At 68.2% G+C, this 14,630-nt stretch carries 14 protein-coding genes; 3 read left to right on the forward strand and 11 right to left on the reverse strand.

From position 1 onward, the window contains the following. Window positions 1-5: 5 nt before the first annotated feature. From ACQPW1_RS43460 to rsmI, 3 genes are all read right to left on the reverse strand, one after another. Window positions 6-758: an isocitrate lyase/PEP mutase family protein gene (locus ACQPW1_RS43460; protein WP_433659281.1), complete on the reverse strand. Its 753-nt coding sequence runs from the start codon at window positions 756-758 to the stop codon at window positions 6-8. A gap of 38 nt (window positions 759-796) precedes the next feature. Further along, complete coding sequence (locus ACQPW1_RS43465) at window positions 797-1,726, reverse strand: SMP-30/gluconolactonase/LRE family protein (protein ID WP_433659283.1); 930 nt, start codon at window positions 1,724-1,726, stop codon at window positions 797-799. Window positions 1,727-1,894: 168 nt separating this feature from the next. Further along, on the reverse strand, window positions 1,895-2,755 hold the full coding sequence (gene rsmI, locus ACQPW1_RS43470) for a 16S rRNA (cytidine(1402)-2'-O)-methyltransferase (RefSeq protein WP_433659285.1): 861 nt from the start codon (window positions 2,753-2,755) through the stop codon (window positions 1,895-1,897). A gap of 204 nt (window positions 2,756-2,959) precedes the next feature. On the opposite strand from rsmI, the gene ACQPW1_RS43475 reads away from it, so the two are divergent. After that, window positions 2,960-4,564, forward strand: coding sequence for a dolichyl-phosphate-mannose--protein mannosyltransferase (locus tag ACQPW1_RS43475; protein ID WP_433659287.1), 1,605 nt, complete (start codon window positions 2,960-2,962; stop codon window positions 4,562-4,564). Here ACQPW1_RS43475 and ACQPW1_RS43480 read toward each other — a convergent pair. Beyond that, a complete protein-coding gene (locus ACQPW1_RS43480; protein ID WP_433659289.1) occupies window positions 4,561-4,920 on the reverse strand; it encodes a GntR family transcriptional regulator in 360 nt (119 codons plus the stop codon). The two genes, ACQPW1_RS43475 and ACQPW1_RS43480, sit on opposite strands and share 4 nt — an antisense overlap. Window positions 4,921-4,927: 7 nt before the next feature. Continuing rightward, window positions 4,928-6,226, reverse strand: coding sequence for an arginine deiminase (arcA, locus tag ACQPW1_RS43485; RefSeq protein WP_433659291.1), 1,299 nt, complete (start codon window positions 6,224-6,226; stop codon window positions 4,928-4,930). Between the two features lie 177 nt (window positions 6,227-6,403). Here arcA and soxR point away from each other — a divergent pair, with 177 nt between their 5' ends. After that, window positions 6,404-6,889: a redox-sensitive transcriptional activator SoxR gene (soxR, locus tag ACQPW1_RS43490; protein WP_433659293.1), complete on the forward strand. Its 486-nt coding sequence runs from the start codon at window positions 6,404-6,406 to the stop codon at window positions 6,887-6,889. Here soxR and ACQPW1_RS43495 read toward each other — a convergent pair. From ACQPW1_RS43495 to ACQPW1_RS43520, 6 genes are all read right to left on the reverse strand, one after another. Next, window positions 6,858-7,730, reverse strand: coding sequence for an SDR family oxidoreductase (locus ACQPW1_RS43495; RefSeq protein ID WP_433659295.1), 873 nt, complete (start codon window positions 7,728-7,730; stop codon window positions 6,858-6,860). The genes soxR and ACQPW1_RS43495 overlap by 32 nt on opposite strands. 59 nt (window positions 7,731-7,789) lie before the next feature. Next, a complete protein-coding gene (locus tag ACQPW1_RS43500; RefSeq protein WP_433659297.1) occupies window positions 7,790-8,917 on the reverse strand; it encodes a glycosyltransferase in 1,128 nt (375 codons plus the stop codon). A gap of 91 nt (window positions 8,918-9,008) precedes the next feature. Then, entirely contained in the window at window positions 9,009-10,019 is a 1,011-nt protein-coding gene (locus ACQPW1_RS43505) for a GAF domain-containing protein (RefSeq protein ID WP_433659299.1), read from the reverse strand. Next, window positions 10,016-11,833: a putative bifunctional diguanylate cyclase/phosphodiesterase gene (locus ACQPW1_RS43510; protein ID WP_433665506.1), complete on the reverse strand. Its 1,818-nt coding sequence runs from the start codon at window positions 11,831-11,833 to the stop codon at window positions 10,016-10,018. The genes ACQPW1_RS43505 and ACQPW1_RS43510 overlap by 4 nt, the downstream gene beginning before the upstream one ends. Before the next feature lie 792 nt (window positions 11,834-12,625). Continuing rightward, window positions 12,626-13,060 (reverse strand): effector binding domain-containing protein, encoded by a 435-nt coding sequence (locus ACQPW1_RS43515; protein WP_357381642.1) that lies wholly within the window; start codon window positions 13,058-13,060, stop codon window positions 12,626-12,628. Between the two features lie 73 nt (window positions 13,061-13,133). After that, window positions 13,134-13,577 (reverse strand): GyrI-like domain-containing protein, encoded by a 444-nt coding sequence (locus ACQPW1_RS43520; protein WP_040738955.1) that lies wholly within the window; start codon window positions 13,575-13,577, stop codon window positions 13,134-13,136. 250 nt (window positions 13,578-13,827) lie between these two features. On the opposite strand from ACQPW1_RS43520, the gene ACQPW1_RS43525 reads away from it, so the two are divergent. Further along, the gene (locus ACQPW1_RS43525; RefSeq protein ID WP_433659302.1) at window positions 13,828-14,559 is read left to right on the forward strand and encodes a uracil-DNA glycosylase; all 732 of its coding nucleotides are present in this window, start codon (window positions 13,828-13,830) and stop codon (window positions 14,557-14,559) included. Window positions 14,560-14,630: the final 71 nt, after the last annotated feature.

Here is a 14,630-nt window from a genome sequence, read left to right on the forward strand (position 1 = left end):
TCGAGTTACTTCCAGCGAGCGAGGAGACGTTCGATCTCCGCGGTGAGGGCGCGCTGCAGGAGGGGGCCGAAGCTGATCCGGGCAACGCCCTGATCCGCGAGCACCGCCTTGTCGGACTTGTCCGGGACCCCGACCATGCTGATGGGCAGGGACAGTTCGCTGGTCAGCCGACGCACGGCGGCATCGCCCTGCGCGCCCGCCGGGAAGAGCACGTCGGCGCCCGCCGCGGCGGCGAGCCCGAGGCGCTCGATGGCGCGGTCGACCCGATCGGCCTCATCGCCGTCCTGGCGGATGAACAGGTCGGTCCTGGCGTTGACCACCACGTGCACGCCGGCCGCATCGGCGAACTGGCGCAGGCCGTGCACCAGGTCTGCGTGCTCCTGCGGTGCGCGCAGGCGCTTGCCCTCGCTGTGCACGGTGTCCTCGATGTTCAGGCCGACGGCGCCCGCCTCGAGCAGGCCCTCGATCAGCTGGGCCGGTTCGAGGCCGTAGCCCGACTCGATATCGACCGAGACCGGCACCTCGACGGTCTCGGTGATCTGCCGGACCCGGGTGAGCGACTCGGCGAACGTCATGCCCTCGCCGTCGGCGCGCCCGATCGAGTCGGCGACCGGATGACTGCCCACGGTGAGCGCCGCAAACCCGGCGTCCACCGCGACCTTCGCCGACCACGCGTCCCACACGGTGGGCAGTACGGCGGGATCGCCCGGGCGGTGCAGTGCGAGGAATGCCTTGGCCTTGCTTTCCAGAGAGGTCATAGGACGATCATGCCCGGTCCGCGAGGCGCGCGCATCGGTCAAGCCTGCGGCGTCAGGCGGGTGATCGTGCCGGTGAAGCTGGTGACGTAGACCGAGCGCGGATCCCAGCCGGGGCCCGCGCCGAATCGGGCGGAGGTGGCGAAGGGAATGCCGTCGGCGATGACGCAGGACGAGCCGGTGTCGGGGTCGACGCGGACCACGCGGCCCGCGGCGTTCAGGGCGAGGTAGACGCCGCCGTCGGGGCCGACGGTGAGATCGTCGGCCGAGTTGAGCGGGCCGAAGCCGGGGATGGTGATGCGGGTGGGTGCGGCGTCCATTCGGTCGATGTCGATCGCGGCCAGCGTGGTAGTCGGATCAAAGGTGTTGGAAACGAACAGCTTTCGACGATTCGAGTCGTACATGATGCCGTTGGTAGAGGTCAACTCGGTCGCGATGGGGGTAGAGCCGTCCCCGGTGATCCGGGTGAGGGTTGACGGCGAGCCGAGATCCCGGCTGACCACGAAACCGCCGTCGGGCAGCTTCGCCAGGCCGTTCGGCGCGGTCAAGCCGGTCACCACGGTCGAGACGGTGCGCCGAGTCAGATCCAGCGCTTCGATCGTGCCGTCGGCGCGGCCGCCGAATCCGCTGCTCAGTGAACCCCCGGTGTTGAAGTACGCCGTGTCGCCCGCCACCACGATGCCGCCCGGAGAACTGGCCTGCGCCAGCACTTCTCGCGATCCGTCCGCGCCGAGGCGCAGCACCGCTCCCCCGCTACCGGAGGCGGGCACCTCGGACAGCAGGATGCCGCCGCGTCCGTCGAACGCCAGATTCTCCAGAATGCCGTAACCGGAGGCCACCGGCGACGCGGCCCATCGACCGCACTGCGCACCGGCTGTCTCCTCGGCGCTGACCACCCCGGCGCCCGAGACCAGCGCGAGCGCAACACTAACTGCCAGTACACCTTTGACTACGACATGGTGAATCGCCATGGTTCTCCCCTCGCACCGGCACTTCCGATCAACGTACCGACCGCTCAGCTCGAAATCCGCGGAATCCCCACGCCTCTGTGAACCTGCCAAGTTCTCGCCCGACGCCCTGTCCAGCCGCACAACCCGTCGACCGACCCGGCGAAGTACCAACCCGCCGTGGCGGTTCGGTCAGTCCTCGCCGTCGCGGCGGGCGACCAGCACCGCGTCATACAGCTCGTTGCGGGAGACGTTGTTCGCACTGGCGATTTGCGCGCAGGCGTCCTTGAGCCGGATGCCGTCGGCCGTCAGCGCCTCGACCTCGTCGACCAGGTCGACCGGATCGGCGGATTTCGGTTGCGCCCCTTCGAGAACGACGGTGATCTCACCACGGGCACCATCGACGGCCCAGGCGGCGACCTCGGCGAGCGTGCCCCGGATGACCTCCTCGTACGTCTTGGTCAGCTCGCGGCAGACGGCGGCACGACGGTCGGGACCGAGCACCGTGACCGCGTCGGCCAGACAGTCGGCGAGACGATGCGGCGCCTCGAAGAACACGCACGCGCGCGGCTCAGCGACCAAGGCGCGGAACCACTCTCGACGCTGACCGCCCTTGCGCGGCGCGAAGCCGTCGAAACAGAACCGCTCCACCGGCAGACCGGACAGCGCGAGCGCCGTGGTGACCGCCGACGGCCCCGGCAGGCAGGTCACCGGAAGCTGCCGCTCCACGCAGGCCGCGACCAGCCGGTAGCCGGGGTCGCTGACCGACGGCATGCCCGCGTCGGTCACCAGCAGCACGGTGCGGCCGTCCGCGATATCGCCGAGCAACGCCGGGATCTTCGCGATCTCCACGTGGTCGTAGAAGCTGACCACCCGTCCGGTGATCTCCACCCCCAGCGACTTGGCGAGCGACTTGGTGCGCCGCGTGTCCTCCGCCGCGACGATGTCGGCCGACCCGAGCGCGTCCCGCAGCCGCTGCGACGCGTCCCCGATGTCGCCCATCGGCGTCGCCGCAAGCACCAGCCTGCCCGGCCCTGTCGCCTCGTCCGCCACCGCACTCCCGTCTCGACCACGCCCGGCACCTACCGAACCTTCGCAGCCTATCGACTCGCCCCGACCGCCCCCACGAGTGCGGCCCGGGCCCGCACTCGGTATGTGATCGTGACCACGGCACAGGCGGGCGCGTGCTAAGGAATTCACCCAGTGTCGGGCTCACCGCTGCGGGACCTATGGGCGCGCACAGCATACGATCGGTGCGTGACACAGGTGACCGACCAGCGCGCGACCGCTCCGTTCGGGGCCGTGCCCTCCTGGTCGAGCCCCGCGCCGCGGCGGCCCGCGCCCGATTTCGGGCCGACCGACACCTTGCGGGGCTGGCTGGTCACCGCGTTCCTCACGGCGATCGCCGCGGTGACGCGGTTCACCATGCTCAACTATCCGACCGACGCGGGCACCCCGGTCTTCGACGAGAAGCACTACGCGCCGCAGGGCTGGCAGATGCTCAACGGCGGCTGGGTAGAAGACAATCCCGGTTACGGGCTGGTGGTGCATCCGCCGGTGGGCAAGCAGCTCATCGCGATCGGCGAGGCGATGTTCGGCTACAACGGCTGGGGCTGGCGCTTCGCCTCCGCGATGGCCGGGACGGTGCTGATCCTGCTGGTGATCCGCATCGTGCGGCGGCTGGCCCGGTCCACCCTGATCGGCGCGATCGCGGGCATCCTGCTGATCGCCGACGGCACCACCTTCGTCTCCTCGCGCATCGGCATGCTCGACATCTTCCTGGCGTTCTTCGCCACCGCGGCCTTCGGCTGTCTGATCGTCGACCGCGACGAGGTGCGGTCCCGGCTGGCCAAGGCCGACGCCGAAGGACGGATCGACGAGACACCGTGGGGTCCGCGCCTGGGGGTGCGCTGGTGGCGCTTCGGCGCCGGGGTACTGCTCGGATTGGCCTGCGGGACAAAATGGTCCGGCGTCTACTTCATCATCGCCTTCGGCCTGCTCAGCGTCTGCTTCGACCTGGCGGCGCGACGGGCGTACGGGGTGCGCAGTCCGTGGCTCGGCACCGCGATCCGCGATATCGGACCCGCGCTCTACGCGCTGGTGCTGATACCGCTCGGGGTGTACCTCGGCACCTACTGGGCCTGGTTCACCAGCGAAACCGGGATCGATCGGTGGGCTGTCGGCAATCAGGTCGGTACCGGCGGACCCTTCAGCTGGATTCCCGACGCCCTGCGCTCCCTGTGGTTCTACAGCGGTGAGGCGCTCAAATTCCATGAAGGCCTGACCAATTCGGCGGGCAATCACCACCCGTGGGAATCCAAGCCGTGGACCTGGCCGATGGGCCTGCGGCCGATGCTCTACTACTACGCCGACAACGGCGTCAGCGGCTGCGGACAGACCCAGTGCGTCAAGGCCGTCATGCTGATCGGCACCCCCGCGATCTGGTGGCTCGCCTTCCCGGTGATCGCCTGGATGTTGTGGCGCACCGTGGTTCGCCGCGACTGGCGCTACGCCACGGTGCTCGTCGGCTACGGCGCGGCACTGCTGCCCTGGTTCCTGACCCTCGACCGGCAGATGTACTACTTCTACGCGGTCGCCCTCGCCCCGTTCCTGGTGATGGGCATGGCCCTGGTACTCGGCGACATCCTCGGCCCCTCGCGGCGAATACCGGTGCCACGCAGTCCCGTCGGCACCTACCTACCGGTCTCACCCGACGAACGACACGCGCTCGGACTGCTCGCGGTATGCCTCTACCTCGGCCTGGTGATCGCCAACTTCATCTGGCTGTGGCCGATCCTCACCGCGCTACCGATCACCCCCGGCAACTGGCACGACCACCTCTGGCTGCCGAGCTGGCGCTAACCCTCCAGCGCCGCTTTGACATAACGCAACGCGGCAGCGTCGTCGAGACCGAGTCGCCGGACAGTTGCGACGTAGGCGGTGGCGGCGCGGCCCGCGACGTCGCGGGTCGGGTCGCCGGAGGAGGCGATGAAAGAGCCCTGCCTGCCCCGGGTTTCGACCACGCCGTCGGCTTCCAGCTCGCGGTACGCGCGGGCCACCGTGTTGGGGGCGAGGCCCAGTTGCGCGGCCAGCGCCCGCACGGTGGGGATCTTCGTGCCCGCGGTCAGCTCGCCGGAACGCACCTTGGCGATGATGCCCATGCGTAACTGCTCATAGGGCGGGACGGTCGACTCATGCGACACGGTGATGTTGAACATGATTTGATCACAACTCATCCCGGGAGATCGGACAGGACAGACAGCGGGGTCCGCCTCTACCGGAACCCAATTCGGAGCCAGGAATGCGCAGCACCTCGATACCCGCGTCTTCCAAGCGCGCGTTCGTCATCTCATTGCGTTCGTAAGCGGCGACCACGCCCGGCGCCAGCGCGAGCGTGTTGTTGCCGTCGTCCCACTGTTCGCGTTCGGCGGTGACGCCGTCCAGCCCGGTGTCGATCACCCGGAGCTTGTCGATGCCCATGGCCTTGGCCGCGGCGACCAGGAACGGGTCGGGTCCGCTCATCGCCACCTTGCCGTCACCGTTGCGCCCGCTGTAGCCGTCTTCGCGTTGAATGGTGAACGCGCACAACGAGTCACGCACCGCCGGATACATCACCAGCGCATCGCTGTCGACCATCGTGCAGACGGTGTCCAGGTGCATGGTCGCCCGGTTCTGCGCGATCGGCACGACCAGCACGGTGTGCGCCAGGTCGTCGTCGAACAGGCTGCGCGCCAACGCTTCCGCGCCGGCCGGTGAGGTGCGTTCGCCGACGCCCACCGCGACGACGCCCGGCGCGAGCAGCAGCACGTCGCCGCCCTCGATGGGCGCGGTGTGCGATTCGTAGGCGCGGCGCACCCCGAGGAAACGGGGATGGAAGGCGTAGATCAGATCGGTGAGCGAGGTCTCCCTGATCCGCGCGGGCAGCGCCAGCGAGGTGATCGCGACCCGCGGCCCGATCCAGAACGACGAGTCCCTGGTGAACAGCAGATTGGGCAGCGGATCGATGACGAAGTCGGCGCCGTGGTGCATCCGCCGCACCAGCGAGGTGGCGTCGGGCCCGAACGGCAGTTCGTCGAAGGTCATCCCGGCCATCAGGATGTTGGCCAGTTCCCTGGCCCGCACGCCGCGCAGGAAGGCGGCCAGCTGGTCGGCCAGCCCGTGCCCGAGCCTGCGCGCGTCCACCGCGGCGGAAATGCCCTGGATGCGGGCGGCGCCGCTGACCGCGAGGGTCTCGGCGAGCAGGTCGGCCAGCAGCAGCACCTCGACGCCGCGGTCGCGCAGCACGCCGGTGAACGCGTCGTGCTCCTGTTGCGCCCGCTCCACCCACGGAATGCCGTCGAAGAGCAGCTGGTCGTTGTTGCGCGGCGTGAGCCTGCGCAGTTCGTCGCCCGGCCGATGCAGCAGCACCGTACGCAGCGTGCCGACCTCGGAGGTCACCGTCAACCGCGTGCCCGGACTGTCGGGGTCCAGCCCGTCCGCGTCCGAGTCCTCTCCGTGCCGCGCGGGCACAGCGTCTGCTCCCATGCTCAGACCGTAGTTCGCCGCGGCCACAAGAGCACGTAATTCGGGCCTTCGTTGCCGTCTTGCCGTGTGTGAAGTCGCTCGCTATCGGATTATCGGGCCGAGTTGACCGTTGCGGTGCGATTCCTCCCCGAGCTCACCCTAACCTCAAGTATTGTTTAGGGGAATGGAGGAGCGTGCATGTCGACAGCCGATTGGCGAGCAAAGGAGCTGACCCCCGGGCAGCTTTCCGAGCGTAGCGGAGTAGCAGTTTCCGCGTTGCACTTCTACGAACGCGAGGGACTCATCAGCAGCCGCCGGACCAGCGGGAATCAACGCAGATATGCGCGAGAGACATTACGGCGGGTCGCCTTCATTCGTATCTCGCAGCGGGTCGGCATCCCGCTCAGTGAAATTCGCGAAGCCCTCGATCAACTTCCGGAGGGTCGCAATCCCACGCGCCGCGACTGGGAGTCGCTGTCCACCACCTGGCGCGCGGACCTGGACGATCGCATTACTCAACTGATTCGGTTGCGCGACAACCTCACCGGCTGCATCGGCTGCGGCTGCCTGTCGCTCGGCAGCTGCAAGCTCGTCAACGAGCACGACCGGCTCGGCACCGAGGGACCCGGCGCGCGCGTGCTCGACGTGCAGCTCAACTGCGCTGCGCGGCCAGCAACCGGCTGAAGCGGGCGCTGGCCCGCCGCATCACTATCTCGTAGGGCAGCGCGAACTTTCGCGCCCACCAGTAACCGAACCGGATGTCGAAGGACGTGTAGATCAGGAACCGGTTGCGGGTGACGCCGCGCAAAATCGATGTGGCCACGTGTTCCGGCGACACGGCATGCTTGGTGAACGACTGGGTGAGCCGTTGGATCTTCGGCGACTCCCGATCGACGCCGACCAGCTCGACGCTGTGCACCAGCGGGGTGTCCACCGCGCCCGGCACCACCAGGTGCACCGTGATGTCGTGCTGGTCCAGGTCGAACCGCAGCACCTCGGAGACGCCGCGGATGCCGTACTTGCTGGCGCTGTAGGCCGCGTGCCAGGGCAGTGCGAGCAGCCCGGCCGCCGAGGAGACGTTGACCAGCGAGCCGCCCTTGCCCGCGCGCACCATGGGCGGCACGAAGTTCTCGATCACGTGGATCGGGCCCATCAGGTTGACGTCGACCATCCGCCGCCAGTGCTTGTGCTCCAGGTTCTCCACGGTGCCCCAGGCCGAGGTGCCCGCGACGTTCATCACGACGTCGAGGCTGCCGTGCTCGGCGTGCACCTTCTCGGCGAAGGCGGTGACGGCCTCGTAGTCGGTGATGTCGAACGCCTGCGCGACCAGCACGACGCCGCCCGCGCCGCGGATATCGGCCACCGTCACGTCCAGCCCGGTTGCGTTGATATCGGTGAGTACCAGCTCGGCGCCCGCCTCGGCGGCGGCCAGCGCGGTGGCCCGGCCTATGCCACTCGCCGCGCCCGTGATCAGCACTTTCGCGTCCCGCAATGTCCTGCGGCCCGGTCGCCCATTACCTCGCACTGCGCATCCCCATCTCGAATTGCTCGAATCGGCTCACCGCAGGGTACTTGGGGTGAAGCTCAGCGGCCCAGTACGGCGAGCATTCCGGCCACTGCCCGGGGCCAGGTGTATTGCTCGGCGCGGCTGCGGGCCGCTTGCCTGCGGCCGACCGTCGGCAGCGCGAGCACGTCGGTGACCGCCTGCGCGAACGCGGAGCCGCGATCGTCGGCGACCGCGCCGCACTCGGCGGTCACGATGTCCTTCAGCGCGGAGGACCGGCTCGCCACCACCGGGGTGCCTGCCGCGAGCGCCTCCAGCGCGGCCAGACCGAAGGTCTCGTGCGGGCCCGGTGCCAGCGAAACATCCGCGGTGGCAAGGAGTTTCGCCACCATCGCGCGTTCGGAGATGAAGCCGGTGAAGTGCACGGCGGCCAGTCCGTTTGCCAGGGCGGGTAATCCACGCGCCCGGCGTTCCAGCGCCTCGCGCCGCGGCCCGTCACCGGCGACGACCAGCCGGACCTCGGTGCCCGCTTTGCGCAGTGCCGCGACCGCCTCGATGCTGCGCTCCACCCGCTTCTCCACGGACAACCTGCCGCAGTGCACGAGCAGCGGATGTCCGGGCGCACCGAGATCGGCGCGCAGTCGGTCATCCTGTCTACGGGGGCTGAACAGCTCCAGATCCACCCCGAGCGGCACCAGCTCGACATTCGGCGCACCGATCCGCAGGAACTCCTCCCGCGCGAATTCGGTGGTGCAGACCACGATGTCGTAGTCGGCGGCGGTGCGGCCGTTGGCCACATCGGCGCAACGCCGGGCGGCCTGGCGGGGCATGAACTGACCGAGCAGCCGGTCCAGTCGTTCGTGCGAGATCATCACGCCCGCCACGTCGCGCCGCCTGGCCCAGCGGCCGAAGCCGCGCAGGGTGAGCCGGTCGGAGACCTCGAGCACGTCGGGGCGCAAACCGTTGAGCACGTCGGCAACCTGTCGCGGGTCGGCCGCACGGTAGCCACCGGTCCATGGAATAGCCAAGGCAGGCAAGGTTATTCGCACCACACCGGTCGGCAGTATCTCTTCGGATCGGCGCGCGCCTGGCACAATGAGCACCACTTCGTGTCCGGCGGAGGCGTATCCCTCGCCGAGGTGATGCAGGGCAGTGCGCAACCCACCCGAACGCGGGCCGTAGAAGTTCGCAAGCTGAACTATGCGCACATCGCCGATGGTGCAGCTAGTGGGGTTATCTTCGGGACCGAAGCGCCCAACGCGGCGTGAACAGCCGTGAAAGACCCGGCGAACCGGCTTGTCAGCCCTGTTCCGGCCACACCCGGATCAGTCCGTGCCCGCGTTCGGCGGGCACCGGCGACAGCTCGGCCCGCACCGGAATCCAGTCGGTATCGGCGAAGCGCACGCGCAGTCGCAGCTGCTTGGCATCCGCGTCTTTGTCGGCCAGATCGGCACAGGCAGTGCGGAAACCGACGAGGTCGTCGGGATGCACCTTCGGGCGTTCGACGGCCCAGCGGTCCAGCGGCGGGCCCGGGGCGCGGGTCCACTCGTAGATGAGGCAGGAGCTCAGTCCGACGAAGCCGACGCCATCGTCCGTCCGCCGCGACACCGCGCGCAGCATGGTCATGTCGACATCGGGTTGGGCCGCCGCCGCATCGGTGAATTCGTGCATCACCGCCCTGACCCGGCGGGCGACCGGATCGGCTCTGGTCACCATCTGGAAGCTGCGCACGACACCGTCGTCGCCGACCATGTCGACCTCGCTCTGATGCCTGCCGTAGAGCGCGCCGACCATCTCGAAGTAGTCGATCCGGCTCTCGAACCGCGCCATCCGCCCGAAGGTCTCCGGCGGTGTCCGGATCACCCGAACGTCCTCGGGCGCTCGCGCGAAGACCAATTCCTCCAAACCCGGTCCGTGATGCGCCAATTCGGTGTCGGCCTGCCAATCCCACGCGGCGACCCGAGGGCGCTCCGGCCGTTGCACATCGTCGCGCCCCGCCCACACCTGCACGCCGTGCACCTCGTCGAACGCGCACCGGATGGGCACGCCGACCACGACGAGCCTTGTCTCACAATGGGTTACGGTCTCAGCAGTCTCGAGGCAGCGCTGCACCACTTCGACGATCCGTTGCGACGCAGCGGCATGCAGTTCCCGACGGACCCGCAGCAGACTTACCCAGTCCTTCACTTTGGCCCCGTCGGCCACCAGTGTCGGTACCTCATACTGACCCGTCGGCATGCGGCCCAGGGTCTCGATCAGCAACCAATCATGTTCGGACAGCTTGTGTTCGGACACGCGGCCGCCGGTCATATCCCCGCGGTACCTCGACTCGCCCGAGGCAGATCGAGATCGAGTGGGATGCGGCCCACCGCCAGATGCGCTTCCACTTCGTCGGCGGGCATCGGCCGGGCGATCAAGAAGCCTTGTGCCCGATAGCAACCGAGCCCGACCAGGGTGCGCGCGGCCACCGCGGTCTCGACGCCCTCGCCGACCACCCCGAGACCGAACGAACCGGCAAGTCCGATAATGGATTTCACGATCGCGAGATCGTCCGTGCTGGCGCCGAGGCGCTGCACGAAGCCGCGGTCGATCTTCACCGCGTCGACCGGAAGCGCCTTCAGATGCGACAGCGAGCTGTAGCCGGTGCCGAAGTCGTCGATCGCGATCTGCACGCCCATCCGTTTGAGCCCGCGCAGCGTGACCTGGGTGCGCGCCAGATCCTGCACGACGACATGCTCGGTGATCTCCAGGCAGATCGAGCTGCCGTCGATGCCGAACAGCCGCAGGATGTCCTCGATCCGCTCCACGAAGTCCAGGCTGACCAGCTGCACCGGCGAAACATTGATCCGCATCACCACATTCGAGGCAAGCCCGCGCCTGCGCCACTCGGCGAACTGCGCGCAGGCCGAGCGAATCACCCAGCGTCCGAGCTCGCCGGCCAGGTTGGTCGCTTCGGCCACGGTGACGAACGCCGCGGGCGGCAGCAGCCCCCTGGTCGGATGCAGCCAGCGGACCAGCGCCTCCAGTGCGACGATCCGGCCGGTCCGCAGGTCGACCTCGGGCTGATAGTGCAGCAGCAGCGAGCCATCGGACACCGCACCGCGCAGGTTGAGCTCGACATCGTCTTGCAGTTCGAACTGGGCCCGCATGGCGTCGGTGAACACCGCGACACCATTGCCGCCGCCCGATTTGGCGGAGAGCAGCGCGTGGTCGGCCCGGCGCAGCACGTCGGCGACGGTGGTCTCGCCGGGGATGCCGACGGCGACGCCGATGCTGGCCGCGCGGCTCACCGATTCACCGCCGACGGTGACCCGTCGTCCGATGAGCTGCTGGATCCGGGTGCCCTCTTCCTCCGCCGCGACCGCGTCCATCGGCTTGGCGGGCACGATGACGAACTCGTCGCCGCCGAGGCGCGCGATCATGTCGTCCGGATCGAGGTGCTCGCGCAACCGCGAGGACAGCGTGCGGATGAAGTTGTCGCCCGCGGTGTGCCCGAGGAAGTCGTTGAGCGCCTTGAGCCGATCCAGGTCCAGGAAGAACGCCGCCACCGGACCGGGACTGCCCGGCTTCAGCCGCTCCTCCATGTGCTCGAGCAGCGCGCGGCGGTTGGCCAGCCCGGTGAGGTCGTCGTGCAGCGCGATGTAGCGCAGCCGCTCCTCGGCGACGACCCGCGCCTGCAGCTGGGCGAACAGCGCGGCGATCGCCTTGAGCACGTTGAGCTCGCGGGTGCTCCACTCCCGGTCGCCGGTCTTGATGAAGCCGAGCACGCCGGTCGACTCGCCGCGCGAGAGCAGCGGCACGGCGGCGGTGGTGACGACGGGGATGCCGGAGGCCCGGCGCATCGTCTCCTGATAGTCGGCGAACTCCGGCGTCGGGCGGGCGATCATCGGCTCGGTCGCGTGCTCGAACGCACGGAACACCGGATCGGCGCCCTCGAAGTAGACGATCTCCAGCGGATCCGGATCGGGCACCTGCGGGCGGTGCGGCCACTCCGCGATCAGCACCGAGGCCCGGCGCTCGCGGTCGGTGTGGCGCACGTAACTGAAGTCGACATCGAAGTACTCGACCAGCTGAGCCAGCACCCGCTCGGTCGCCTCGGCCATGGTCGTGGCGTCGACACCCATCAGCTCGGAGGCGACCTGGGTCACCAATGAGTCGAGCGTCCGCCGAGGCACCTTGTCTCCGATCACGCTATTCACGGGTGTCCACGCCAGGCATCGGCCGCTTACCGCTCCGGAGCCGCCGGCTACGACCCCGGGCAGCGGCCGAATCGCTCAGGCATAGCACCAACGCCATGGTCTCATGCTCAGGTGTTGAGAGCAGGTCCGAGAAACGAAGCGAGGCCAGTCTATCCACGCGATCCGGGAAAATCGTGGCCGGTGCGCTGGGGCGTCGCGATTTTCGGCTGCTGTCATCACCCATCCGTCACCCCACCATTCCGGGGTCGGTGTCCGACGCACGGCGCCTATGCCGTTCGACTCGAATCGTCGAGCCTTGCAATTCATCGGCAATTGCCCGACGAGACCGATTATCCCACCAGATCGGATCGGCCCGGTTGTGATCTTCCGAATCGGGGCCCGGCGGGAAATGACCTGCTACCGTCCCACCGAAGCCGCCAGCAACCCGGATCGGCGCGGCGGCGGTGCTCGCCTCGACAGCCATACTGTTCCTACTCCGTTGCTCCGCATCCTTACGCGGTCGTCGAACCGGGGCCGACAATCTCCACCCGAATCCTGCTTTCCGGACGAGTTTGACTAGGGCAGTATCCGTCATCCAGCAAGAATTGACCAGACGTCTGGTTAATCTTCCGAAAACTGGATGCAGCCTCGCAAATTCCCCCTGGTCAGAACCCGTCTTGCGGATGAGCAAAATACCAGAGAGACCGGTCGGTTCTAGCGCAGCTAACCAGCAGCAAGCTAGACCAGGATAGAGATGAACAGCTCCACCGAATCCGGCCCTTGCCAGATCTCGATCTCTTCCCGGTAGGCGCGGGTGATCTCGGCCGAGGCCGTCGCGTCATCGACCTGGGCCCACACGTCCTCCACCGGATCGTGATAGTCCCCGTTCGGCGCGAAGCGGGCATAGACGCCCTTCGGCACGCGCACCAGGACATCACCGATCGGCACCGACTCCGGCTCGCGGTACTCGAAGCAGACCACGGCGTTGTAGTTGCCCGCCGGGTCCGGCACGTACACCGTGAACATCGGCCGGTCGGCGCCCTTGCGGTCGCGCAGCCGGTCCTTGAGGAACTCGATCAGGTCGCTGTTGCTGACCTTGAAACTCGGGCGCACCCGTGGCACCACCAGGCCGCCGTAAATCGCCTCGCCACGCACTGCGATCGCATAACTCATGACTGCGCCTCGCTGGCGCTCGGCTCCGTCATGTGCATGGCACGCTGGCACATGATTCGCTCGCTACGCTCGCTCATCGCGCGTCTACCGCCAGGTAGAGCTCGATCTTGTAGGCGTGCGGGTAGCACTCGAAGTCACCGGTGTAGGTCCGCTTGATCTGGTTGTGTTCCTCGGCGTACGCGATCTGGGTCCAGAGGTCGGTCATCACCTGCGGGAAGTTACCGACCGAAGAGAAGCGCGCATAGGTGCCGCGCGGCAGCCGGGCCACCAGATGGCCGCGGGTGACGTCGCCGAAGGACGCGCACTCGTAGCCGACGATCTGCGTGTTGTAGGTGCCGAGCTCACCGGTGTAGTCGGTGTAGGCACTGGCCAGCGGGCCACCGAGCTCCTGGTGCAGCACGGTCGCCCAGGCTGCCTCCAGGTCGTGATCACGCAGCTCTCCGAGCGCACGTTTAGGGCTGCGCACCGGCAACCCGGCAACCCACGTCTCGTCCCGCTCGACGATTTCAAACTGCATGGAAAGACTCTTTCGAGATGAATCCGGGGGCGTCGCCCGCATCCGGTCGGTCAGAAAGGCCATGCTATCAACACAGACCGGGTGGTCACGATCACATGTCCTCCTTGTTACCCATCCTCATGACGGCTCCGAACTGGACAAACGATCACTTGCCCCGCACCGGCGACCCGAACGGAGTCCTGATGAACGACAACCCCATCCATGACGAATCGGGCCGAGGCACCCCGATGCCGCACCTAGGGTGACTCCCGTGTGCCACACCATCGCCGAGCTGGACGACGCGGTCGCGGACTGCTTCGCCTGCCCACGACTCGTCGCTTGGCGTGAGCAGGTGGCGCGGGAGAAGCGCGCGGCGTTCCGGGACGAAACCTATTGGGGTCGCCCGGTTCCCGGGTACGGACCGGACGACGCGCGATTGCTGGTCGTCGGGCTGGCGCCGGCGGCACACGGCGGCAACAGAACCGGCCGCATGTTCACCGGTGACCGCAGCGGCGACGTGCTCTACGCGGCCATGCACGCGGTCGGGCTGGCCAACCAGCCGACGGCGACGCATCGCGACGACGGCCTGCGCCTCAACGGCGTCCGCGTCACCTCGCCGGTGCACTGCGCGCCGCCGGACAACAAGCCGACACCCGACGAGCGCGACCGCTGCAGGCACTGGCTGGCCACCGAATTCGCTTTGCTCGCACCGACTGTCCGCGCCGTCGTGGTGCTCGGCGGGTTCGGCTGGCAGGCACTGCTGCCCGTGCTCGCGGACGCGGGCTGGATCATTCCGCGCCCGCGACCGAAGTTCGGCCACGGTGCGCACGTGCAACTCTCCCCCGCCGATGCCGACCGCGCACCGCTGCATCTGTTCGGCTGCTATCACGTGAGCCAGCAGAACACCTTCACCGGCCGACTCACGCCCGCGATGGTCGAGGCGGTGCTGAGCACGGCAATACAGGCGGCGGGGCTCGAGGTCAAGAGGCCGACGAGCTACTAGTTCGAGGGACTCGCCGGGGTCATCGGCGCACGATATCGTTATCTCCGGGGCGTCGGGAGCCAGGCCGGGAG

The organism is Nocardia sp. CA-128927 (genome assembly GCF_050955855.1).
GTDB lineage: Bacteria > Actinomycetota > Actinomycetes > Mycobacteriales > Mycobacteriaceae > Nocardia.